24 protein-coding genes are annotated in these 24526 nt (G+C 62.7%); 23 read left to right on the forward strand and 1 reads right to left on the reverse strand.

All coding sequences use genetic code 11. From position 1 onward, the window contains the following. Nucleotides 1–48 precede the first annotated feature (48 nt). The 23 genes from Z052_RS02030 to udk all read left to right on the forward strand — a co-directional run bounded on the left by Z052_RS02030 (nucleotide 49) and on the right by udk (nucleotide 22712). On the forward strand, nucleotides 49–4443 hold the full coding sequence (locus Z052_RS02030) for an XkdF-like putative serine protease domain-containing protein (RefSeq protein WP_099288698.1): 4395 nt from the start codon (nucleotides 49–51) through the stop codon (nucleotides 4441–4443). A 6-nt stretch (nucleotides 4444–4449) separates the two neighbouring features. After that, on the forward strand, nucleotides 4450–5766 hold the full coding sequence (locus Z052_RS02035; protein ID WP_144049970.1) for a hypothetical protein: 1317 nt from the start codon (nucleotides 4450–4452) through the stop codon (nucleotides 5764–5766). Next, nucleotides 5766–5993, forward strand: a complete 228-nt coding sequence (locus Z052_RS02040; RefSeq protein WP_099288700.1) for a hypothetical protein — start codon at nucleotides 5766–5768, stop codon at nucleotides 5991–5993. The genes Z052_RS02035 and Z052_RS02040 overlap by 1 nt, the downstream gene beginning before the upstream one ends. Before the next feature lie 118 nt (nucleotides 5994–6111). Beyond that, a complete protein-coding gene (locus Z052_RS20075) occupies nucleotides 6112–6969 on the forward strand; it encodes a hypothetical protein (protein WP_158228653.1) in 858 nt (285 codons plus the stop codon). Nucleotides 6970–7011: 42 nt separating this feature from the next. Beyond that, entirely contained in the window at nucleotides 7012–7962 is a 951-nt protein-coding gene (locus Z052_RS02050; protein WP_099288701.1) for a phage major capsid protein, read from the forward strand. Nucleotides 7963–8063: 101 nt separating this feature from the next. Continuing rightward, the gene (locus Z052_RS20080; protein WP_158228654.1) at nucleotides 8064–8204 is read left to right on the forward strand and encodes a hypothetical protein; all 141 of its coding nucleotides are present in this window, start codon (nucleotides 8064–8066) and stop codon (nucleotides 8202–8204) included. 38 nt (nucleotides 8205–8242) lie between these two features. Next, nucleotides 8243–8851, forward strand: coding sequence for a hypothetical protein (locus Z052_RS02055; protein ID WP_099288702.1), 609 nt, complete (start codon nucleotides 8243–8245; stop codon nucleotides 8849–8851). Beyond that, a complete protein-coding gene (locus tag Z052_RS02060; RefSeq protein ID WP_099288703.1) occupies nucleotides 8848–9201 on the forward strand; it encodes a hypothetical protein in 354 nt (117 codons plus the stop codon). Before Z052_RS02055 ends, Z052_RS02060 begins: the two co-directional genes overlap by 4 nt. Before the next feature lie 2 nt (nucleotides 9202–9203). Beyond that, entirely contained in the window at nucleotides 9204–9704 is a 501-nt protein-coding gene (locus Z052_RS02065; protein WP_099288705.1) for an HK97 gp10 family phage protein, read from the forward strand. Then, the gene (locus Z052_RS02070; protein ID WP_099288707.1) at nucleotides 9701–10126 is read left to right on the forward strand and encodes a hypothetical protein; all 426 of its coding nucleotides are present in this window, start codon (nucleotides 9701–9703) and stop codon (nucleotides 10124–10126) included. The genes Z052_RS02065 and Z052_RS02070 overlap by 4 nt, the downstream gene beginning before the upstream one ends. 6 nt (nucleotides 10127–10132) lie before the next feature. Next, nucleotides 10133–10669 (forward strand): hypothetical protein, encoded by a 537-nt coding sequence (locus tag Z052_RS02075; protein ID WP_144049971.1) that lies wholly within the window; start codon nucleotides 10133–10135, stop codon nucleotides 10667–10669. A 9-nt stretch (nucleotides 10670–10678) separates the two neighbouring features. Continuing rightward, nucleotides 10679–11107 (forward strand): hypothetical protein, encoded by a 429-nt coding sequence (locus tag Z052_RS02080; protein WP_099288711.1) that lies wholly within the window; start codon nucleotides 10679–10681, stop codon nucleotides 11105–11107. Nucleotides 11108–11129: 22 nt separating this feature from the next. Next, nucleotides 11130–11285 carry a hypothetical protein gene (locus Z052_RS20085; protein ID WP_158228655.1) on the forward strand — a complete coding sequence of 52 codons (156 nt, stop codon included), beginning with the start codon at nucleotides 11130–11132 and terminating at the stop codon, nucleotides 11283–11285. A 167-nt stretch (nucleotides 11286–11452) separates the two neighbouring features. Beyond that, on the forward strand, nucleotides 11453–14314 hold the full coding sequence (locus tag Z052_RS02085) for a hypothetical protein (RefSeq protein WP_206746941.1): 2862 nt from the start codon (nucleotides 11453–11455) through the stop codon (nucleotides 14312–14314). After that, nucleotides 14314–15372: a hypothetical protein gene (locus tag Z052_RS02090; RefSeq protein WP_099288713.1), complete on the forward strand. Its 1059-nt coding sequence runs from the start codon at nucleotides 14314–14316 to the stop codon at nucleotides 15370–15372. Before Z052_RS02085 ends, Z052_RS02090 begins: the two co-directional genes overlap by 1 nt. A gap of 9 nt (nucleotides 15373–15381) precedes the next feature. After that, a complete protein-coding gene (locus tag Z052_RS02095) occupies nucleotides 15382–15753 on the forward strand; it encodes a hypothetical protein (RefSeq protein WP_099288714.1) in 372 nt (123 codons plus the stop codon). 4 nt (nucleotides 15754–15757) lie between these two features. Next, entirely contained in the window at nucleotides 15758–16213 is a 456-nt protein-coding gene (locus tag Z052_RS02100) for a hypothetical protein (protein WP_144049973.1), read from the forward strand. A 10-nt stretch (nucleotides 16214–16223) separates the two neighbouring features. Next, nucleotides 16224–18125, forward strand: coding sequence for a fibronectin type III domain-containing protein (locus tag Z052_RS02105; protein ID WP_394338377.1), 1902 nt, complete (start codon nucleotides 16224–16226; stop codon nucleotides 18123–18125). A 2-nt stretch (nucleotides 18126–18127) separates the two neighbouring features. Then, complete coding sequence (locus Z052_RS19630; RefSeq protein WP_144049975.1) at nucleotides 18128–19429, forward strand: LamG domain-containing protein; 1302 nt, start codon at nucleotides 18128–18130, stop codon at nucleotides 19427–19429. Continuing rightward, the gene (locus Z052_RS02120) at nucleotides 19429–20925 is read left to right on the forward strand and encodes a hypothetical protein (protein ID WP_099288719.1); all 1497 of its coding nucleotides are present in this window, start codon (nucleotides 19429–19431) and stop codon (nucleotides 20923–20925) included. The genes Z052_RS19630 and Z052_RS02120 overlap by 1 nt, the downstream gene beginning before the upstream one ends. A 22-nt stretch (nucleotides 20926–20947) precedes the next feature. Continuing rightward, complete coding sequence (locus Z052_RS02125) at nucleotides 20948–21457, forward strand: hypothetical protein (RefSeq protein ID WP_144049976.1); 510 nt, start codon at nucleotides 20948–20950, stop codon at nucleotides 21455–21457. Then, nucleotides 21454–21723 carry a hypothetical protein gene (locus tag Z052_RS02130; protein ID WP_144049977.1) on the forward strand — a complete coding sequence of 90 codons (270 nt, stop codon included), beginning with the start codon at nucleotides 21454–21456 and terminating at the stop codon, nucleotides 21721–21723. Before Z052_RS02125 ends, Z052_RS02130 begins: the two co-directional genes overlap by 4 nt. A 269-nt stretch (nucleotides 21724–21992) precedes the next feature. Continuing rightward, the gene (gene udk / locus Z052_RS02135) at nucleotides 21993–22712 is read left to right on the forward strand and encodes a uridine kinase (protein ID WP_049932649.1); all 720 of its coding nucleotides are present in this window, start codon (nucleotides 21993–21995) and stop codon (nucleotides 22710–22712) included. Between the two features lie 421 nt (nucleotides 22713–23133). Here udk and Z052_RS02140 read toward each other — a convergent pair whose 3' ends face one another. Further along, nucleotides 23134–24516 (reverse strand): DEAD/DEAH box helicase family protein, encoded by a 1383-nt coding sequence (locus tag Z052_RS02140; RefSeq protein ID WP_094519716.1) that lies wholly within the window; start codon nucleotides 24514–24516, stop codon nucleotides 23134–23136. Between the last annotated feature and the right edge of the window lie 10 nt (nucleotides 24517–24526).

Consider the following 24526-nt stretch of genomic DNA (forward strand, 5'->3'; position numbering starts at 1 on the left):
ACTAAAAAGTGACGGCAAAACGACTGATTCGGTTATCAAAGTGAAGATATGACGGACACACTACAGAAGTCGGTTAAAATCGAGAAGGTCGACACCGAGGCCCGAACAGCGACCGGGGCGGTCATGATCCCGAACGAGGTCGACCGCCAGCGCGACTTCGCTCGGCCCGATGCGATTCGTCGCATGGTCGAGCCGAACCCCGACGACGGCGTCCTTCACGTCGCCTTCCCTGACGACGCGGCGGAGTTGACTCGCTACGAAGTCGTCGACGAGCCGACGACGATCGGCGAGACGGAGTTTCCCGCGGGGACGCTAATCGCGACGCGGAAGTACCACGACGACGCGCTTTGGCAGCTCGTTCGCGACGGTATCCTCGACGGCTTTTCGATCGGCGGTGCCGTGTTCGACGAGCGTGAGTACGGCTCCGCGGCGGAGGTGCCGCGCGATGTGCGCTTCCCCCCGGCGATCGAAGAGGGGCCGGCGACGGAGATCGTCGACGGTCGGATCAGCGAAGTGTCGGATGTCGACGTGCCGGCGGTGCCGCGGGCGACGTTCCGCGAGTTGGGGAAGCTTGGAAAGAGTGTCATCGACGACATTAGCGGGAAGTCGGAGTTCGTCGACGTGTTCACCGAGCGGGGACATGACCCCGACGATGCGCGGCGTCTCTGGCGGTATTTGGACGAACAGACCGACGCGAACGTTTCCCCCTCCGGCGTCCCTGAACCCGCAGAGACGGCAGAGACGCGCGAGCAATCGCCTGTCAATCGCGCCGCGGGCATGATCCTCGACGCGCTCCGGACGCTGACCCGCGCCGCCGATGGCGACGGCGGGCAGTCGGACATCGACGCCCTCGCCGAGCAGGTCGACGTCTTGCCGCCGGGCCTCGATTCGATCAGCACGGCGTGGCTCAACCGTTGGGCGGAATGGATTGCCGCCGGCCGCCCGGAAATCACCGAGACGGCGACCGAAGCCACGAAGGTCGAGAAAGACTTCAACCCCGCGCTTCATCCGCGCGACCCGGATACCGGCCAGTTCGTCGAGCGTCGGTTCGACCTGCCCGACGACGCTCCTAACTTCGGTGAGATGTCGACCAAAGAGACGCTCGCGTACATCGAGGAGAACGGCGGGCCGGTCGATCCGATATTCGACCCCGATGCGAACGTCACCGTTGACGGTGTGCCGAATAACGCTACGTCGGTCGAGGAGATACCCGAAGAAGCGGACGAGGCCGACCCCGGCCGCCTCCTCGATGTCGACGCGTTGAGTGGCGGCGACGAAGTCGTGATCGACACCGAGCAGGGCGTGACGATGCGCGGCACCGTCGAAGGTAGTACCGACGACGGCTGGATCGACCTCGATCAAGGTGACGACGGAATCAACATGGTTCAGGTCGGCGATGTCGCCGAGGTCCGCGCCGACGGCGAGGTGTCGGATGAGGCGGTCGTTGATGCGTCGACGGTGGACACGGACGAGTTCGAGGAGTTCGATCCCCACGTCATCGACGATATCGAGGAGGGCATGACCGTCGAGGCTGATGTGCCGTCGAAACCGGAAAACCCGACCGGTGAGGTGACCGACACGGGAGACGGCTGGATCGAAATCGACGGCGAGGAGGCCGTGTTCGAGTACCAGTCCGAAGGCGTCCGTGTTTCGCCCGACGACCTCGATGACCTCGACCCGTCGATTAACTTCGACGAGTACGACGACATCACGGAGCTGCCGGACGATGCGAGTGTTTCCCTCTACTCGCCCGAGGAAGGCCTCATCGACGATGCCGAAGTTGCGTACGCCGGTGACTTCTCCGTCGCTGTTGAAAACGAGAACGGCTATTACACGTTCAACGCCGAGGATGTCGACGGGTTCGGCGATCCCGACGAGTTCGACCCGACGATCGACGAGCAGCTCACCGAGCAAGTGAGTCAGGGCCAAGTAGTGCGCGTCGATACCGCGACAACTGGATCAATTGAAGGGTCCGTCGTCGCTGTTGGCTCCTCAACGGTCGGCGTCGACCTCGGACCGGGAGACGGTGTTCACACAGTCGATGACCTCGATGTCGTCGATTACGATGTCGTCGATTCCGGCGACGATGAGGACGAGATCGATACCGGCGATATCCCTCCAGTCGTTCCGGACTCCGCAACGCCTGTTGAACCTGCGGATGTCTCCACCGGCGATCGTGTCGGTTTGTTCACCGCCGAGGGGGCGTTCGACTACGAGGAAGACGAATATCACGAAGGCGAAGTTGTGAATACGTTGGACGGCGGCGGCCTCGTACTTGACGAAGGCGGCGAGGACACCAATCACTTCTCTCCGTTTGAAATCGATGAGGCATACGACCTCGGCGATACCGATGACGAACAGGACCTCGTGTTTGACACGGTGGTCGAGCCTCAGGATGTCGATGAAGGCGATCGCGTCGAGATCGATATTTCCGAGGGCGTGATGGAGCCCGGCGTCGAGCCGGGCGATACGATCCGGGGTGAAGTGACGAATCAAGGCGGAACTAATCTCGACATCGAAACTGACGACGGCCAGTCATACTCGCTGGTCGGATTCGAGCAGGAGGAGATACGCCTCGGAACGCCCGAAGATGATGGAGACACCAGCGATACCGGTGAAACCGCAGAGACGGCCACAGATGCGGCGGTGTTCGGCCCTGGTGAGGAAATCGACGACCCCGCATCCCTCGATGTCGGTGACACCGCGTATATCGACGCCGATTGGATGGATGAGCCAAAGCAGGTCGAGGTGACGTGGAGCCCCGACTATACGGACGGGATGGAAGTCGACACGGAACTCGGCGGTGAATTGACGGTCAGCGATGAAGAGTACACGTTTTACGAGGACTCGTCGAGCGGGTTCGTCGGCGGCTACACGATCCCGTCGACCGAAACGCTGGACACGAACGTCGACCACGACGAAGCGGTCGCGTTCAACGAGGAACTCGCCGAACGCGTCGATAGCGGTGATCCGACCGACATCAACGCGACGACGTACAACACCTACGCCGGGTCGATTCAGGACCCGAACCTCGTCGAAGACGCGTACGAGCAGGTCGTCGAGAACAACGGCGCGAAGACGACCCGGAAACGCCTCGAACAGCGGCTCCGTGGGATGCCTGAGGCGAGCGATCCCGAGGATATCCGCGATGTCGACTTTGATGAGGTTCCGGAAACGCGGCAGAATACGGTTTGGAGTGACTTTGACCGTGAAACGGCCGTCGAAGTCGCGGCGCACGTCGAGGCGCGAAACGGCGACTTCAACGAGTGGGGCGCGTGGAACGACTTTCTCGATAACCTCACCGACGACGAGATCCGCGACGCGTTGGAGAAGGCGGTGTTCGAGAAAGACGAGCGCAACTTCAACTCGTTCGATGACCCGCATGACTACGTCGACGGCGTCGACCACGACGAGGACAGCGTCAACCCCGGCGAGTTGAATAACGGCGCCGCGGCGTTGCTGTCGCGGGCGCCAGAAGGGACGGCCGACGACCTCATCGAGCAGCTCGACGAACGAGCGATCGGGCAGCAGCGCGAATACTCGGTGTATCGGATGGGCGCGTCGTTCCTGTCCGACCCCGAGGATCGCCGGCGGATGTACGAAGAGGGAAACGTCGACCACAAAGCGGCGAACCTCCAGTTCGACGAAACGATGACGCCGATGGATCGGATGCGAGCCATTGGTAAAATCCACACCCGAACGACCTCCTCGAAAAACTCCTACGCGGTGCGAGCAATGATGGCGGGCATCGAAGACGGGCCGCACGTCAACTACTACAACGACAAAAAGCCGATCGCCCCGATCGAACCGCCGGACTCAGTCAAAAACGCGCTGGGGGATCATCAGGACCGCATCGCCGACCAGATCGAGGCGGCTAACGAGGGCGGCTCGCCGATGATGAACTCAAACATCGCTGATGAGGTCAACCCCGACGGCACGATCACCATCTACCGCGGCGCGTCGTCGAAGTACACGGGGATGTCGTCGGTTCAGTCGTGGTCGACCGACTACACGACGGCCAGCAGCGGGATGTTCAACGGGCAGGGCGTTATGGAGTATGACGCCGACCCCGAGGAAATCGTCGCGGTTCAGGGCCTGACCCACGATCAGCACCCGACCGAGGAGGAAGTCACGATGCTCGGCGGTGCGATTGACCCCGAGGACATCCGCGTCGCAGAGGGTGACCCGATCGACGAGGACGAGCTGCTGGAGAAGCTCTTCAAAGTCGACCCGTCGACGCCGCGGTTCGGGGTGCTTGGCCCCGAAGGCGTCCATGCGGCGGCCAGCGACGGCACGCTCGATCCGGGGATGTTCGAGCGGTATCGAATCACCGAGAACGGCTACATCTTCGACGCCGAAACCGAGGACTACGTCGGTATTTGGAACGACGACGGCGGGCAGGCGGACTTGACTGAGTCGGCGGCCGCAGAGGTCGCGGGGTGATCGACGATGAGTGTGCCGGAGTCCGTATGGAAAGCGCGGAGCGCTGTCAAACAGCAGTCCCTCATCGATGCCGCGTCGAGCCGTGAGGAGTTGATCGAGGCGATTCCCGTCTGGCCGGACTCACTTGACCGCATCACGGAGGCGTGGCTGAACCGATGGGCCGAGTGGGTCGCGGCGGGGCGGCCGCTTGTCGAGAGTTACGATGGCGCCGAAGTCGAAAAGTTCGATCCGGCACTCCACCCGCGCGACCCCGAGACGGGGCAGTTCGTCGAGCGGCCGTTCGATGTGCCGAGTGATGCCCCGGACTTCGGCGGGATGTCGACGAAGGAGACGCTGACGTACCTCGACGAAAACGATGCCAACGTCTCGGCGGTGTTCGATCCGGAGTCAGAGGTAACCGTCGACGGGGTGCCGAACCGCGCGACGAGTATCGACGACGTGCCGGACGATCCGGAGGAGGCGAATCCGGAGCCGGTCGGTGATACGGCGCCCGATGACGCGCACTTTACTCGCGACGATCACGAAGAGTGGGAGTCGACGACGCTCGACGACATCACAAGCCGGCAGTCGATATACGACGCCGACGACGCGTCTACGGGCGTGACGGCCACGTCGATGGAAGTTGTCGAGTTGGAGGATGGAACGACCGGCTTCGTTACGCACTACGGAGACGACGCCGATCTGCCGGCAGACGCGGATGCCGTCGACGGGGCCGACCCCCGAACGGCCGACCGGCAGATGATCGCGTATGAGGGCAGTCGGCGCATCGGTGCCGAGTTAGACGACGAGTTGGCGGCGTTCATCGGAAATACGGTGCCGCCGCACACCCACATCGACGGCGACGGCTCCCACGAGGCGGTCATCGGCGAAGAGTTCGACGGCGATCGCGTGTGGGGCGCCGCCGGCCAGTCGGTCGACGAAGCGATGGCGATCGACGCCGCCGCGGTTCAGATGATCGTCGGAAACAACGACGCTCACGGCGATAACGTGATGGTCGACGACGACGGCAACCTCGGGTTCATCGACATCGATCACTCGGCCGGACGGCTATCGAACGAGGATCCCGGCACCGGTTCGGGGAATAACGCCGATCGCGCTCTTAATCGCGCCGCGAAGTCGTTAGAGGTCGTTACATCGCTAAGTCACAGCGAGTTGGAGCGGGACATCCTGAATCGGAGTCGGGCGTTGGCTCGTGAGTTGGATACGGAGGCGTTCAAGTCGGAGTTACGCGAGGAACTGTCGGCGTGGGACGATGAGTTGGTCGAGAACGTCGTCGTGAATATTGAGGAGCTTGCGGACCCAAACATGACGGTGACACGATAATGCTGCTCATCAAACACCGAACGGACGGCGGCGAGTACGAGCCGACTGCGGTGTACGTCGACGGCGAGTTGCGTGGCGAGTCGGCGTTCGTCGACGCGATGGCGTTCATGGAAGGCGACGACGAAGACGCGGTCGCGGAGTCGTTGGCGGACGGATACACGAAGGTCGTGTCGCATCCGGACGGCGAACCGCTCCCGAGTGAGTGGCGTTCAGTTATCGTCGAGTGAGTTGGTGGCGTAGCGTTCGCGAAGTGATACTCATTAGTGATACATGGATGCCGAGGACCTAGAAAAGCCGTTTACAGGGCCAGACGGACAGGAGTTCGATGATTTCGGCAGTTGTGTAATGACGCTGACGGAAGACGGCGACATGAGCCGCGACGAAGCCGAGCAGATGTGCGGCTCGTGGATGGAAGGCAAGTCCGCCGATGACGCCGGTAATGCGGCCGAGGACACGGACAAGGGCGACGACATGGATGGCGACGATGATGAGAGCCCGTATTACGACAACTGGATCGAACGCCTCGATGAGGGCGAGGATCCGTGTTGGGACGGGTATGAAATGGTCGGCCTGAAGCCGAACGGAAACCCGCGGTGTGTGCCGGTCGACGAGAAGGAGTCGGCCGTCGCGGAAAAGGTCGGGCAGACGCTGTCGAAGGAGAACGTTCGGCGGGCGAAGGCCACGCACGACATGGCCGAGAAGATGTTGAAAGCGCAGGGTGTGAGTTGCCATAAAGGCGACTCGCGGATGTACGACGAAGACAAGAGCGACGATTTCTCGCTCGGTGATGTCGCGAAGGCGATGACCGGAGTACCGGATAGCGCGTCAACTGACGCTGCGGATGTGTTCAAACAAATGGACGGAGACGCACCTGAGTGGGCCACCGGCCTGCTCGACGACGTGGAACAGATCAGCAAGAGCATGGACGAGATCGAGGACCGCGTCGATGCGGTCGAGGCGGAAGTCGAAAAGGCCGACGCCGGCGACGGTGAGGAAACGCCGGAGTGGGCTGACGGCCTAACGGAGAAGGTCGAGTCGCTCCGCGAGGACGTGGAGGCGCTCGATGACCGTGTCGATCGCGTGTCGAAGGCGACTGCCGGCACGCAGCAGGTCGGCGGTTCCGAGGAGTCGGGCGGCGAGGACGGCGACGATGAGCTGTCGGAGACGGAGAAGGCCAAGCGAAAGCTGTTCCTCGGCGCGTAACGCGGTAGCGGCGATCAACTGACGGTTTTCTCAACGATAACGATGAGCGACGTGTCTCGTAGCGACGCACGGAGTATCGACAAGCAGATCGACCTCGACGGCGAACTCGCCGGCGGCGTCCTGCCCGAGGACCTTTTCGATGAGTTCTACGAACTCGTTCAGAACGAGTCCGTACTCCTCGACGAGGTCCGGACGGTGGACCTCCCTCGGCCGCAGATGAAGATCCCGCGGATCGGCGTCGGCGAGCGGATGATCCGCGAATCCGGCGAGCGGGTCGACAACTCGGAGACGGAAGACGTGACGACTGACACGGTGCCGATGTCGGTCACCAAGATCGACCTCAAGTGGTCGCTGCCGCAGGAGGCGGTCGAGGACACGATCGACGACGTGCCGGACATCGTCATGGAGCAGATGAGCCAGCAGTTCGCGGTCGACACCGAGGAGCTGGCCCTGAAGGGCGACGAGGCGGAGTCTGACCCGTTTATCGGCATCGAGGACGGGTGGTTCACTCTCGCGTCGGCTCGCGGGGCGCCCACCTACTCGCTGGCGGACTCGAACGGTAACCCCCAGCCGGTCAGCCCGGAGAAGCTCAACGAGGCGATGCGGGCGCTGGAGCCGAAGTACCTGCGTGACGAGCCGGCTTTCCTCGTGAACACCCATCACGTTAACCAGTACTTCGGTGAACTGGTCGACCGCGAGGACGGCCTCGGCGTGGCAGTCATCCGCGGTGAGGAGGAACACAATCCGTTCGGTCACGACATCATCGCCTCCCCGGTCTTCCCGCTCGATAAGGCGATGTTCACGACGACGGATAATCTCATCTACGGGCTCCACCGCGACGTGGAAGTCGACGTGCTCGACGAGTCCGACGAGGTCTTCGACAAGGACCTCTTCGCCAAGTACGCGATCCGCGCTCGCCTCGACTTCCAGATCGAGGACGAGAACGCGGCACTCGTGATGACCGACATCGAGGACCCGACGATCAACGCCTAACGGCGTAACACACCTCACGTCAAACCATGAGTGATCGAGGTCACGGGTCGAGTACGGACGCACGGATTCGCGATTTATACGAGGACGGCCGGCCGCTTTCGATGGCGGTCGAGCGCCTCGCGTCGGATCCTGATCCGGCCGACCTGGACGGCGGTGAGCTGTGGTATAACACGTCGGCCGACGAGTATCGCGGCTACGAAGCCGGCACCGGCATCGTCTCGATCGGAACGACGGCGGTGTAACGCTTCGATAGCCGCGGGACGCCCTCAACCCCGAATTTATGGCGAACGACGTACTGACTGTTGAAGAACTCAAGCGCGAAGTACCGTACGATGCGGCGTCGCTCGGGATGACGGATGCCGAGTATCAAGCCGTCATCGAGAAGGCTGGCGACGCGGCGGTCGAGCGGGTGACCGAGTGGGTCGGGGGTGACTTGACGCGATCGACGACGACGGAAACCCTCGCTCGACCGCCGAACGTGCCGGCGACGGATCTGCCGTTGTCTAACGTCCCTGTCTCCGATGTCTCTGCGGTTTCGATCGATACGTGGCGTGTAGACGGTGCCGATGTTGAAATCGCAGAGACGGTCGTTACGCCGACGCATCTGGAGTTGACGCCTGACGCTGAGCGCGACGCATGGCCGACGAAGCGCCGGTCGATCGAGGTGACGTATACACATGGCCTCGACGACGTGCCGGGGCCGGTGGAAGAGGCGATCGTTCGCCTCACGCGCCGGCGGCTCCATAACCAGTATGCCGACGGCGTCACCTCGGAGTCGATCGACGGCTCCACCTCTTACGAGTCGGATCAGGCGTTGTTGCGGGCGATCCGGAACGATGTAAAGCAGTTCGAGGTCGACTCGTACTACGAAGGCGCGATGCTGATATGACCCGGCATCGCCACACGCTGAATCGCCCGCACCGGGCGGTGATCAAGCGGCGGTCGCAGACCGGCACCAACGAGATCGGCGAGCCGCTGTACGAGACACAGGTCGTCGCCGAGGACGTGCCGTGTTCGTTCAAGTCGGAGTCGACCGAGTTCATCCGCGAGGACAGCGGCGAGGAGGTTCAACGTCCGGCGTCGGCCCGCTTCGCCCCGGATGTCGACCTCCGTGAAGGCGACACAGTCGAGATTGATGCCGCGCCGACGGCGTTCGAGGTGCGTGGGATCGAGGAGAACCGGATGCCTCGGTTCGGCACGGTCGCGTCGATCCGCGCGACGTTAAACCCGGTTGACTGACGATGGCTGAGTTTCGGATGGACCTCGGCGACCTTTCGGTCGACGAGTTGGTGCGTGCCTTAGACCGCGCGCCGGACGCCTTAGCGGAGGAGATGGAACAGGCCGCGGTCGACATCGGCGAACGGATCGCCGGCGAAGCACGGCGGAACGCGCCGACGGGCGTCTCGAACGACCTCGAATCGAGTATCGAGGCCGCCGTCATCGAGACGGGGCAAGAGAAAGTCGGCATCGCGGTCGGGTCGAACCAAGACCACGCGGCGCCGCAGGAGTACGGCACCGATCCGGGCCACTTTCCCCCGCCGTCGGAACTCCGGCGGTGGGCTGAGGTCGTGTTAGACGCCGATGAGCCGGAGACGGCGGCGTTCCTCGTCGCACGGAGTATCTCGCGAACGGGGCTCGAAGCGCAGCCGTACCTTCGGCCGGCGTTCGAGGATAACATCGACTGGGCGATTGACCGCATCGATCAGGCGATCGAGGACGCGCTTGACAGAGTCGGACTATGACCCTGCGCGCTGACGACGTACAAATCGAGGCGATCGGTCGGTTAGAGTCGGCGCTGTCGGTCCCGTCGGAGCATATCGTGCCGGTCGCGGTGGCGCAGAGGAACGACGACCTCGATCCCCGTGTCGCGGTCGGCGCCTCGCTCACCGGCACAGACCGAGAGAACTTGCGGCAGAGCGGGTCCGCGACGGTTCGCGTGGTAGTGGACGGCACCGAGGAGTACGTCGAGAACAACGGCACGCTCGCGTTGACGCGGTTGCTCTCTGACGTGGTCGATGAGTTGACGCAGCACAGCGACGGCTGGCGCTCGACGGGCGTGAGCCGGCAAGAAGAGGTCGCGTGGTCGGACGCGATAAACCGCTACCTCGGCGTCGTCGAGATTGGCGTCGAGGCGAGCGGGCTTCATCCGACATATCAGAATTAACGATCCATGAGTACGACTGAAACTTCCAGCAGCAGCGAAGTTGAGGGGAGTATCGTTAATGTCATCCATGTCGATGACTCGGGAAGTGATCCGGTGCGGACGGTTCTCGCGTTGGCGACGAAGGATGACCTTTCCGTTTCCATCGACGAGGGAACGGACTCCTTCGACCCGGCGAACGCTCGCCGGACGCAGCGGTACAGGACGAACAATCAGATCGACATCGAAGTGACGCAGGCGCTGTCGACGGATCAGTCGGCGCTGAACCTGCTCGGCATCGTCGACGACAGCGGGGCGCTCGACTTCTCGTCGGATGCGCGCGAACTCGGTTCGGACGCCTACCTCGAGATCGCGTACTCGAGTGATGAACTCGACTACTCCAACGATCCCGGCCCCTCCGAGTTCGAGTTAGTCCATCGTGCCAGCGATGTCGAGGTGCTGGTTAACGACATCGACCCGAGTACGACGCCGCCGACGATCGCGTTTACCGCGATGGTCGAGGGCGACTTCATCGTCAACGCCGCTTCGATCGGCTCGACCGCCTAACGCCATCCCATGAGTATTGAAAACCCCGATTCTGCGACCGAGGCACTCGACACCCTCACCGACGAACAGGAGGCCGCCGAACAGCAGCGTGAGGAATACGCGACGACGAAGGCACGGCTCGAACAGAAGCGGTCGCAGCGCCGCCGCATGGTCGAAGTTCTCGATGAGCCGGTCGAGTTCCGTCCCGTCGGCGTCGGCGTTGCCCGCCGCGCGATGCGGCTGCGAAGTCGTGCGATGGACGGCTCGGCCGACGCGGAAGAAGCGCTGATCGATCTCGTGTTCGAGACGCTGGCCGATCATGCGGTTGATGACGAGATGGATGAGGAGTTCTGGGAAGGCTTCTCGATGTCGACGGTTCAGTCGGCGTTCGAGGAGCTTGTAATGGCCGAGTTGGACATCGAGGATCAGGAAGCGATCGAGGACTTTCGCGAGGTCTGATCACGGCGTCGGCTACGCGCAGATGCTCCAGTCGTACGGCAAAACAGCCGACGAGTGGGGCGACCTGCCGCCGGAAGTTCGCTATTTCCACGAGCAGGCGTGGATCGAACAGGGCGAACGAAACCAGTCGAACGGCCAAGCCAGCGGCGATTTTTCGGAAGGTGAACTGACATGGTAGACCGCGATGCGTTCGATTTAGAGGGCTTTCTGTCGCTCAGTTCTCGTGAGTTCGTCCGCGGAGCGAATCGCGCGGGCGACGCAGCCGAGGAGATGGGCGACGAGTTCGATAGTGCCCGCCGCGAGACGGAGACGCTTCAGCGTCGGATCGGTCGGGCGGCGAACTCGATGCTCACCTTCCGGAACGCCTCGATCGCGGCGTTCATCACGACGCCGATCAGCGGGGCGATTCAGTCGATGGCCGCTGGCCTTGCGGGCATCGCCGGGGCGTCGACGGCGGTAGTTGGCTCCGGACTCGCCGCGTACACCGAGGAACTCACGAAAAAGAACGAGAAGCGGCTGAAACAGACCCGAGCGAAAATCCGTCAGCTCGAACAGTTAGAGGACAAACAGGGTGAGCTGACGAAACAGCAGCGTGAGCGTCTAAAAACCCTCGAAGAGCAGGAGAAGAAGCTCGAAGACGGGACGGAAATGGCTGGGGCGCTCGCGATGGCCTTTCAGCCGGTGACGAAAGCTGCGAAAGAGACCGTTACTGCGTTCGGTGAGCAATTTATTCCGTTGATCAAGGATGGCATCGGGGCGCTGCCGCCACTCATCCGATCGTTCGGCGATACGCTGGAGTCGATTAACTTCGACCCGATGGTTCAGTTCCTCCGAACGAGCGGGTCGGGCCTCGTTGACTACCTCGAAAACACGGGCTTCCCCCTCATCAAGGACTTCCTTCAGTTTGGTATCCGGTCGGGACAGCGGCTTCTGGACGTGCTGGGGCGCGATCAGTATCAGCAGAACATGGCTGCTCTCGGCACGTTGGTCGACCGGGTGGTTTCCGGATTTAACCGCTTGACGACGGCTCTCTCGGCGTGGGTTGAGACGTTCCTCGCGGAGTTTTCCGAAATCGGTCCGATGCTCGGATCGTTCACTCGGTTGCTGTTGGGTGCGGCCGCGGCGGTCGTCGAGGCGCTTAACCCGGCGATCGGGAAGCTCATCGAGTTGGGTGGCGAGCTGTCTGCGTGGTTCAACGACCTCAGTACTGTCGGAAAGGGTGCCATCGCCGGCCTCGCTGCTGCCTTGTACGTTTTAACAAGTCCAATCTCGACTGTCGGGGCTGCGATTGCTGGCCTCGCCGCGCTCTGGACCTCGAACTTCGGTGGGATTCAGGAGAAGACTGAGGAAGTCGTCGAAGCTGCTGTTGGTGCGTTCGAGGACCTGCGTGCGGAGTACGGCGACGATGTCCGTGCCGTGTTCAAGGATGTGACGGACTTCATCGCCTCGTACGCTCTGCCGATATACGAGGACCTGACGGCGTTTATCGAGCGAAGAGTCGTTCCGACGGCCCGGCGCCTCGCTCGCGTGTATAGCCAGCGTGTCGAGAAAGGTGTTCGTACGACGGCGCGGGCGTTCCAGCGTGAAGTTGTCCCGATACTTCGCGGCGCGGTCGACGTGATAGTAAATCGCGTCATACCTGCGGTGGTCGACCTCGGCGAGTGGTTCGTCAGTACGTTTGGCGGCCGGATTCTCTCGCTTTACGAGGAGTTTTATGAGACGTTCATTACGGTCGTTCAGAACGCCATCGGTCTCTTGGGCGACCTGTCCGATGCGGTTACGGACTTCTCTACAACGCATGAAGCCGAGATAAGCGCGGTTCAGCGCGTCACACAGCGGGTTTTCGATCAGATCGTCCCTGTCGTTGAGTCCGCAGTAAAATCGATCATCGACGCCGTCTCGTTCGGTCTCTCGGTGATTCGTGGCGATTGGGACGCGGCGTTCTCCGATATCGAGTCGATCGCAACGCGAACGTGGAACGGCGTCGCTGATGTCGCCGGTTCTGCGCTCGATACGGTCGCCTCAAAGGTTCGTTCGGGTATCAACCGCGTCGTCTGGTTCGTAACTGGCGTCGGCAAGCGTGACGTTCATAACGCGTTCGAGGCGGTCGGAAGTGCGATCCGCTCGGTGTTCGTGATGCTGTTCGGCGTCGGAGGAAAACTGTTCACGATCATCGCCGGCTTCGTCGGCCGCCTCGTTCGCTACATCGGGAGCGGCGAGGCGTACTCGGACGTGAAGGCGGTGTTCCGGTCCCTGATGAACGGGATTACCTCGGTCGTCAGGGCGACGCTCGGCATCGGCGGTGAGGTGTATCGGATCGTCCGGTCGTTGATCGGCGACATCGCTACCTACATCGGAAGCGGCGAGGCGTATCAGGATATCAAGGCCGCGTTTAACGCACTCGTTGGGGTCATCCTCTCGGCGTTCCAGGGTCTATACGATGGCCTCATCGGAAACTCCCTAATTCCGCAGCTAATTAGCGATATCGCCGAGTACCTGAGAACCACGGCGGCACAGGTGCTTGAGAACGCCGCGGAGGTTATCGTCGATAGTGTCGAGTCGGTGTTCACGGCAATCAGTTTCGATATCGACTGGCCGGAGCCGCCCGACATCGTCGAGGAGGCGTTTAACGGTAACCTCGATATCGACTGGCCGGACCCGCCTGACTTCATCAGCGACAATACGTCTGGTGGCGGATCGTCTGACGACTCATCTGACGGCTCCTCTGACGGTTCCTATGATGGCGGCGATGACGATGACGGGGGAAGCGTCGGCGGGCGTGATCCGAACGATCCGAGCGACGCCCCGAGTGCGACCCCTCCCGGTGATGTAGGCGATGACGATGACGACGATCCCTCCTACGATCCCGGTGATGGTCCAGTTGGCGGCATCGGAAATCCGGGGTACGGAACCGGGCTTGCGACCGGCGGGTTCGTCGAAGAGGAAGGCAGCGCCGTCCTTCACTCGGGCGAGCGTGTTCTTCCTGACGCGCAGGTCGACGATCGGGGGCGTGCGTCGTTCGATCCCGAGTCGGTCGCGGACGGCTTCGATACGTCCGACGCTGTTCGTGAGTTAGCCTCGAAGTTGGATCGTGTCATCGCGTTGCTGGATGAACTCAACGCCGGCGACGTATCGCAGAAAGAGGTGCTTCGTGCGCTCGACATCGCGGAAGACCGGCGCGCTGGCCGCGATCCGTATAACCAATAATGAGTTCCGTATCTGACCTCACCCTCCGCATCGAACACCAGTCCGGTGGGGTGTCGGAGCTTGTCGTGCCGACGCCCGTCGCGATCGACGAGGAACTCGTCACGCTTGCGAGTATCCGGATTGAGCGGTCGTTAGACAAAGTGGAGCGGTGTACTGCGGTCGTTTTCCGCGATGAGTGGCTCAACGTCGTCGGCCGGCTCGATCGGAGAAATGACGAGTTGTATGTCGTCGATGCGGATGGAGCCGACATCTTCGGCGGTCGGCTCGACGACTGGCAGTTCCGGGGTGAAACGGTGGAGGTTCAGATCGACTCGTGGGAGCGCGATCCGCGAGAGATGGAACCGCCGCCGTCGTTCAGTCGGTCAGATGCGTCAGACGCGTCGATAGCGGCGGATCTCGTCGACGTAATGCCATCGACCATCACCGCGGGGACAATCGAAGAGACGACCGCGTCTCTCGGATATTCGGCCGAGCATGTCGCTCCGGCCGTCATGTTGCGCCGCCTGTCGCGATCGACGGCGGCCGACATCCAGTATCACCCGGATGGAACGGTCGACTACCTCGAACGCCGGGGGACAGACCAAAACGAAACGCTGTCGCCGTCGTCAGGAGCGATCATCGGGGAGCCGCGAATACGGCGGTCGGTCCGCGAAGACACGACACACGTTCGGGCGGTGTCTCAATCGGACCCGACGGTGTATGAGGAGGCCGAAGCGGTTTCCGTGGCGTCGGACGAGCGAGAAGTTTGGAAGGTCGATCGGATCAACTCGACGAACTCATCCCGACTTCAAGCACGGGCGACTCGGCTCGCCAACGAAGTCGCTGAAGCGCCCAAATACCTCGAAGTTGAGGTTCAAATCGACCCGTCAAAACTCTCGTCAAATCCGCAAATCGGTGATACATACCATCTCTCGATCCCCGCGTCAGGGATCGATGAAGAAGTTCGACTCATCGAGGTCGATCGAACAATTGACGATCGCGGCGACATCCTTGATCGCGTCATTCTGTCGAATCGGAAGCTAACCGTCCGGAGCAGAGTGCCGTACGCAGACGAGTGAATCCAAACCATGAGCGACTTCAACGCCGCTGGCTACGAAGACCTGCGCGAACACATCGTCTCGGCCTCGGGCTGGGCGTACATCGCGCTGATCGACGACGCCGGCAACGAGGAGACACGCATCGACATCCACAACGACGGCCGTGCGTCGTGGGGCGACCCGTCGACGAACCCCGTCACGCTGACGGTCGACATCTCGGGGGGCGACTCCGACATCTCGACGCCAGTCGAACTTTCGGAGTCGGAACTCCACACGGGAAGCGGAACGTCGTCGTCAGTCCACGACGACCAGCTCCGCGACGAGAGCGGCGACCCGGCGAACGCCATCGTGGGAAGCAGCGATGCGCTGACGATCGAGCACACGGTCAACCTGCCGCAGTAACACGATGAGCGAATCAGCGCCGTCGGCAGAGGTGTCAGCCGTCACGACGTTGCCGCCGCCCGTGTCGGTCACGCCGCAGTACCAGCCGGACGCGGGTGAGGTGGTCGTCACATGGACGCTTGCCGACGACGCGCCCGACGGGAGTATCGGGGTCGAGCGGTCCGACGATGGCGGTGCGACGTGGACGACAGTCGCGACGGGCCTCGCACTCGCTGACACGGAGTTCGTCGATACGTCGATCTCGCCGGGCGACCCGATTTACTACCGCATCGTGCGGTCGACAGCCCACGCGACCACGCGGAGCGACCCCGCGGAGCTGCTCGGGCCGGCGGTTGAGGTAGCGATCCAGTCGACGAACAGCCCGGTCGAGGCGGGCGAACCGCTCGAGATCCCGGTCGAGGTCACGAACCTCGGCGGCGCAGGCACAGAGACGCTGACGCTCGAGATCACCGAACAGTAACCACCCATACATGACACTCATCGATGACTTCGAAGAAGACGGCCTGTCGACCAAATCACCGTATTGGAGCGACTGGAACTCCTCGGATGTTTCTCATGTTCAGACGAATAATTTAGAGGGGTCGCAGGCTGGAGAGATTAGTGAATTTGGTTCGGCCTTCGCTCAGACGTTTAGAGACTCAGGTGGGTATCAGCCAGACACGTTCTCATTCTTAGTGCGGTTGTTTGAGTATGATATAGATGTTTATCTGAAAGAGGAAGGAACGGGTGCCCCTGAATTAGCGCAACTCCGAATCGGAGAAAGCGGTTTAAAGCTTCAGTCTACCGGCTTTTCGACGGTGACACCAAGTCTCTCATATGAAACGACATATGAAATCAAACTCACAAATATTGATTGGCAATCAGAAACGTACGACCTTCGGGTGAGGCGAATTTCCGACGATGCTGTCATATATGGACCAACTTCTCAGAATTTCTATAATAGCCCTAACGAACTTACAGAGGTTGGTCTTGGTGCTGGTGGCGGTAAGGTCCAATTTGATTACTTCAACGCTATCGAATATGTCGACGGATCGCCCTCGTCACTCGCTGTTTCGTCGACGACAGAGTCGACTGTCGATCTGACGTGGAGTGACGACGTGGCGAACGAGGACGGCTATCGCGTCTATCGCGATACCTCAGCTGGCGTCAATCGAACACAAGCGAACGAAGTTGCGGACCTCTCGGCGAATACGGAATCATACACCGATACTGGCCTCACCGACAGCACAGAGTATCATTACGTCATCGAGGCGTACACCGTCGATGACACGGCAACGACAGCGGAGGCATCCGCGACGACCATTCCCGCTGCGCCGAGCGGGACGGGCCTCGATACGTCCACTCGTGGAGAGGTCACTGTCTCGTGGACCGACAACTCGCAAAACGAAGACGGCTACCGCATGTACCGCTCGCAGTCCGATAGCGGTTATACGCAGGTGGCCGACCTCGGGGCGAACACCACTTCGTACACGGATACTGGCCTCGAAGACGGTGAGGAGTACTGGTACTACGTCGAGGCGTACGTGGGGTCAAAGACGGCAAGCGGGGCGTCCGTGTCGGCGGTTACGCCACTCCCGAGCGCGTCGTCGCTCGCGGCCGTCGAGAGTGCCCAGGATGAAGCGACGGCCTCGTGGTCGAACGAGGATAACTCATCGGACGGCTCGATCGCCGTCGAGCGGTCGACGGACGGGTTTAGCTCGGTGACGACCGTCGCGAGCGGCCTGTCGCCGTCGACGACGAGCTACGTTGATACCACGGTCGAGGGGACCGAGACCTACGCGTACCGGATCGAGCGCTCGACGGACCACGCGACCGCGACGAGCGGGACGGCCAGCGTCACGATCAACGGCCCGCCGTGGTTCACCGCCGACGCCGAGCAGCCCGCCAACGGCGCGACGGGTGTGTCGCGAAGTCCAACGCTCGCCGTCGAGGTGAACGATCCCGACGGCAACCCCGTCGACGTGACGTTCTACGACGCGAGCGACGACACGCAGATCGGGCAAACCCAGACCGACGTGCCGAGCGGCAGCTCGACGAGCGTCGAGTGGAGTGGGCTCGGGTTCGCGACGGTGTGCGAGTGGTACGCCGTCGCCGACGACGGGCTCGAAACGACGACCTCGCCGACGTTCTCGTTCACGACTGCCGACGGGGTGCCACAGAACGTTGCCGTGTCGGCGACCGCCGAGAACGAGCTGACCGTCGAGTGGGATCCCGTCGACGTTGCGGCGGGCTACTACGTGTATCGGGCCGAGTCGTCGGGCTCGACGGCGAGTGACTACACGCAGGTCGCTGACGTGGCGAGTCCGCCGTTCGTGGATACCGATGTCGTGGACGGCGAGCGATACTACTACCGCGTTAGTTCACACGACTGATCATGGCTGAATCCAACCTGTCGACAGAAGTCGACGCAACGACAGTCCTGCCCGCGCCGACCGACCTGGAGGTCGTCGACGTTCGCGACCACGAGGCGGACATCCAGTTTCAGGACCACGCCGATAACAAGCAGGGGTATCGGGCGTACGTCGGGGAAGACGGGTATCTGGAGTTTGATAGTGGCGGGTTTGTCGAAGTCCCTAACGCAAATCTGACTGAAGATGGCGCTCTCTACGCTCGTGTATCGGCAGAACCGACGGGAGACTTTCAAATGATCATCGACAGATATGATGGTGAATATGGATATGCGCTGTTTATGAAAAACGGAGAATTCTATCTGCGGTGGGGCGATTACAGCGCGGATGGCGTCGGTTCGGGGTTCAACGACGGAGAGGTCCACGACGTGATCCTAAATGGAGCTGAAGGGGCGATTGCTCTATACGTTGATGGCTCCGAAGTTTTTAGAGAAGGTAACTTATCACTTGACCCTTCACTCCAAAATACTATCACAACTATCGGCGCACGCGAGGGCAGAGGCCTACCACTTGGTGGGAGTGTATATCGTGTCGGAATAAGTAACTACACATATGGCCCCTCCGAACGAGATGCGATTTCCCAAGGAAGATGTACATCATCAGAGGTGTGGTATGAGTTCAATCAGGGTTCGGGCGACACGCTCGTCGACTATTCGGGCAACGGCAACGACGGTACGCTTCAGAACAGCCCGACGTGGGTCGGCGGCGGCGACCTGACGCAGAACGGCGGTGATCTCGCGCCTGTGAGCTTCCCTCGATATTGGGATAAAACAGGTTTTCAATCAGATGTGGAAAATGTTGGCCCGCAGGATGGATTTGAAATTGTAGGTCGTTTGGAACGGATTGATGGACGGTTTGACGACTTGTTCACGAATCATTTTACGACCGACGATTTTCCTGACTTTGAAGGTGAAGGGAACTACATCCACGTCGGCTTCTATGCGAAGTGGGACCAAGTTGTTGGTTGGGGCGTAGGGCAATTTGAAGGGGAATGGGTAGTGAAGCCTGATCCTGACCCGAATAAATATCAGTATTATGAAGCCCGTTCAGACGGTCAGAATGGCGACCCGGGCGAATACTTCAGAATGTACTACAGTACACAAACATCTGGGCCAGACATCTACGTGGCAGATCCTGACGTTTGGAAAGAGGGTGTTGACTCGCCATATCGGACCATCAACCATACCCTCACGGGCCTCGAAAACGGCGAGTCGTACGTCACCCGCGCGAGCGTGTTCACCGACCACGAGGAGGTGTTTGATCGGTAATGCCCGCGACCTTTACGACTGACCTCCCACCGCCGAGCGCCCCCACACTCGACGCCGACAGCGGCGATGTCACCCTCACTTGGACGAATCAGGACAACTCCACCGACGGCGGGATCGACGTGGAACGCTCGACGGACAACTTCGCGACCGTCACGACTGTCGCGTCCGGCCTCGCCCCGTCGACGACCACGCACACCGACACGCCGCCGAGCGAGACGAACTACGACTACCGGGTCGTCCGCTACACCGATCACGCCACGGCGACGAGCGGGGTCGGAACGTACCACCAGCGAACCGCTGTCGCCGATGGCACGCCCGGCGCCGCGACCGTCTCGCGAACGGCGACCCTGACGCGCTCGCCGACGGCCAGCGGCGCCGGCGCTGCGACCGCGACGCGAAGCGGCGACGCGACGCGGACGGCGACTGGCGCCGGACAGGGCGACGCGATCGTCCGTCGGACCGCGACCATCGCCCGATCGCTGACGGCCGACGGACGCCGCGGCGACGGCGCCGTCACCCGCTCGATCGGGATGACACGAGCCCCGATCGCCACGGGGACAGGGTCCGGCACAGCGACGTGGGCGGCGCCGACGGCGTGGGCACTCCCGGCGTCGCCCGGTTCAGCGACCGACGTGCTGATCACGCCGGCGAATGTCGAGACGACACACGATTCGGTATCGCTTACAGCGGTAATCGAGGAAGCGAAACTCGACTTCCTGTCACACTATCGTCGAGCGGGTGATGTCGAACGTCAAGATACAGCGTTTGGCGCGTTTCGTCGGTTACGACGCGATGGTTTCGACCTCGTGACGATACGACCGCCTGCGTCCATCTCTCCGCCGTGGAGTGAGCTTCGTGTCGCACCGCTTGATATGAGTGTCGAGGAGGTTTCACCTCCAGCGTCTCGCGTGGACTTGTCGCTCGGTCTTGAGGAACCCCGCGCCCGGAGTCCGATCGAGTCGAGTCCCGACGCGGTGACGGTGGATGTCAATCAAGTCGAACTCGGCGCCGGCGAAACGACGACGCAGACGCTGACATGGACACCCGACGGGTCGCAACTTGGCGACTGGATCGCGACGGTTGAGACGGCGAGCGATACCGAATCTGAACTCGTGTCGGTCGTTGATGCGCCGTGGGTGTTCTCGTGGCCGGCCGGCACTCTGCCGCTCGTCGACGAGCAGGTCGGAGACGAGACGCGTAGCCAACAGAACGGCGTGCCGACGGTGACGGTCCCGATCCAACTCGACGCCGAGCAGTTTGCCGTCCTGAAGGCGGTCGGGAGTCGTGTCGAGGCGGCGGAGGTTCGGACGGTGCCGGACGCGCCGAATCAGTTCGTCGATACGCTCCCAAACGGAGAGTTGACCTGTGACGTGTCGGTGCCGGCCGATGCGTCGCTCCCGGCTGGCACCTACATCCTGACGGCGTGGGACATCGAGTATCAAGGGACGCGAGAATACCCGTACGTTGGCGAGATAGAGTTGGCAGAGGTTCTGTAATCGAGTTTACAGTCATCGAGTTATGAGACGACACACGATCCGATTAGCGGCCGCTCGCCTCTTGGAGGGGGTGTTGCCGTACACGTCGTACGAGGTGAGGGAGGCCGAATATCTCGGTCGATATGACGGCGAGACGGCGGCGCTGAGGGCATCGCTTCGTGAGCGGGGGTATTCCTACCGCCTGCTCGCCGCGACGAAGAGACACCCGAGACGCGGCGAGATCGACGCCGGTTCGTTTGCCCGCATCCCCGATCGGCATCCCGACGCGGCGGGCGGCACCGGCCTCGACGACCTCGATCCGCGGGAGTGTCAGTATCATGTTCACCTGTTCGACGGCGGCGACGGCGTCGAGGTGTACGGACATTACGAAGTCCATCCGCTTCCGCACGTTCCGACGTGGGACCTCAGCCGGCCGTATCCGCGGCACTACTATCCGACGTGGGATGACCCGGGCGTACCGCGCGGGGAGTGGACGTACCTGCGCGGGGTAACCGATCCACGACTCGAACCGCTTCTCACCGGCGAATCATGAACACCGAAACCAAGAAAAAGTCGTTACTGGCTGTTGGTATCGCTGTGATCAGTACCGCTATGCCGCTTCTCGTCGAGGGCGTGTACCTCGAAGGCGGGATTCTCCTCGCAATCGGCGCCGGCCTCGTGGTCGGCTACGATGTGCTCGATGACCGGATGAAGGGTACGCCGCAGTTGCCCGCCGGCATCGATGAGGAGTATTTCCGAAGCGTGGCTGATTATCTCGCGGATGAGGCCCGCGACCCCGACGACGAACGCGACGCGTAGCGCCCCGACTGCGGTGCCTCCTTCTCACACCGTCGTCTGACGTAGCTCTCGGCGTGGCGGGTTTTGCGCCGAGGCGCACATCACCTCTCGCCCGCACGCGAGAGACGCGCGTGTCTCTGGCGTTTCTGGTGTGCGGATTGATCAGCGAAACGACCCCCGACCGTCTCGGTCGAGGGGTGGATAGTCGTGAGTGCTGTTCGGGGTGGGGCAGTTCACAGGCGTTTTCACGTCGCCCGGTGTTTCGTCGGGTATGAGTGGACGTGAGACAGATGAATAACGACACGGCGACTGGGCATATTCCCTCGTTCGTGATCGGGATCGCGGGGGGGACGGGCGCCGGGAAGACGACGGTCTCCCGGCTCGTCACCCGCGACCTCGGCGACAGCGTCACCCGGATCCCGCTGGACAACTACTACGAGGACCTCTCGCACCTCGAGTTCGAGGAGCGCAAGGAGGTCAACTACGACCACCCCTCGGCGTTCGAGTGGGAACTCCTCAGGGAGCACCTCGAAGCCCTCCTGGAGGGCCAGTCCGTCGAGATGCCGCAGTACGACTTCGAGATTCACAATCGGAAAGACGAGCGGATCACTGTCGAACCCACCGACGTCATCGTGCTGGAGGGCATCCTGGCGCTGTACGACGAGGACATAAACGACATGATGGACCTGCGGCTCTTCGTCGAGACCGACGCCGACGTGCGGATCCTGCGCCGGATCCGCCGGGACGTGATCGACCGCGGCCGCGACCTGGAGGGCGTCATCGACCAGTACCTCTCGACGGTGAAGCCCATGCACGAGCAGTTCATCGAGCCCTCGAAGAAACACGCCGACGTGATCATCCCGGAGGGCGCCAACAGCGTCGCGGTGAACCTCTTAGAGGAGAAACTGCGCGCCGAGGTCGAGGGCGACGCGGTCAGGAGTTGGGAGCGCGGCAGCCTCGAATCGGAGCTGGGCGAGAAGCGCTCGCTCGACATGGACGGCGACGATTAATCAGTTCGAAACGGTGGGTCTCTGGGCGTAGACGCCGGAGCGACGGTATCTGTCGCCGAAGCCCGTTCGTTTGCTTATAAACCGCTGCTCGTAGATCGACGCTGAACGCTTCCTAAGCCCCAGCCGCGAGGACGCCGTACGCTCGCTGCGTTCCTCGTCGCTCGTGTTGCTCGCTCCTGCGGTCCTTACGTCGCCTACGGCGTCCTCGCGGCTGCCCCTTTGAGTCCCGTCCCGCGACCGCACCTCACGCCTCCCCAGCCTCGCCGCTCGCTCCCTCCGGTCGCTCGCGGCGTCCCTCGCGCGTGCTCCTCGCGGCCGCCTCCAGCGGCCACTTGGAGGCACGCGCCACCGCACGGTCATTTACAAGCGATCGTCGCAGCCGCTCACGGGCATTTAACCGTCGTATCTCGACCGTTCCGGCTCATCGCCGCCGGCTCGCCACCCGCTCCTCGGCGGTCTCGGCGCTGACGAGCTCGTACAGCGTCGCGCGGCCGCCGTCCTCCTTCGGGCGGAGCACGCGGCCGAGCCGCTGGGTGAACTCCCGCTCGCTGCCCGACCCGGAGAGCAGGACCGCCACGTTGGCGTCCGGCACGTCGACCCCCTCGTCGAGGACGTTCGCGGCGACGACCCGGCCGTAGGTGCCGTCGCGGAAGCGCTCCAAGATTTCGCGGCGCTCCTTCGCGCCCGTCTCGGCCGTGATCGCGGGCAGCAGGAAGCGCTCGGAGAGGCGGTAGACGAGGTCGGTGTGGGCCGTGAACACGATCACGCGGTCGTCGCGGTGGCGGTCGAGGATCTCCGCGAGCCGCTCGACCTTGCGGTCGGCGTTCATCATGACCTCGCGGGCGTCCTGCTTCGCGAGGAGCGCCTCGCGGGCCGCCGGGTCGTTTCCCGAGCGCTTGACCAGCTCCTGGTAGTCGCTCCCGCTCGAAAACGTGATCCCCGCGTCGCGGACGTACTCGACGAAGGTGCCCTGTTTCTCGTCGTAGCGCTCGCGCTCCGCCTCGGTGAGCTCCACCTCGATCCGCCGGATGTCGTAGGGGGCGAGGTGGTCGCCCGCGAGGTCGTCGACGTCGAGCGCGTAGACGCGGTCGCCGACCAGCTCCGCGACCGCCTCGTGGGCGCCGTCCGGGCGCTCGAAGGTGGCCGTGAGCCCGAGTCGCGCGGGCGCGGCGAGGAGGCGCGCGGCGTCCCGGTACCCCTCGCCGCCGAGGTGGTGGACCTCGTCGAAGACGACGAACTCGAAGGCGTCGCCGACGCCGTCCGCCTTCAGGTACGCGGAGTCGTACGTCGACACCGTGATCGCCTCCCGACGCTGCTCGCCGCCGCCGAACCGGCCGATCGGGGCGTCGAACTCGCGCTCCAACTCTCGTTGCCACTGGTCGAGCAGGTCGACCGTGGGGACGACCACGAGCGTCGGAACGCCGAGTTCGACCATCGCGCGGATCGCGATCACGGTCTTGCCGGCCCCGGTCGGCAGCTCGAGGACGCCGCGGTTGCCGGCGTCGCGCCACGCGTCCAACGCCTCGCGCTGGTACTCGCGGAGGTCGTAGTCGGTGGCGAGCGCGTCCGGGAGCCCGGCCTCGCTCGCGGCGCGCACGCTCGCGTCGAGGACCCGGTCGTCGACTGCGACGCCGGCCACCCGGAGCGCCCGCCGGAGTTCGGCGTAGCGGTGGGCGGGCGCCCGGCCGGTCCCGGTTCGGGGGTCCGTCTCGACCCCGGGCAGCGGCGGCAGCGCGTCGGGCGCGAGGTCGCCGTCCGCGTCGACCCGGATCGTGCCGTCCTCGTAGGTCAACCGGACGTCCATCGTCCCGAGT

The sequence above is a fragment of the Halorubrum sp. C191 genome (assembly GCF_002727095.1).
GTDB classification, from domain to species: domain Archaea; phylum Halobacteriota; class Halobacteria; order Halobacteriales; family Haloferacaceae; genus Halorubrum; species Halorubrum ezzemoulense.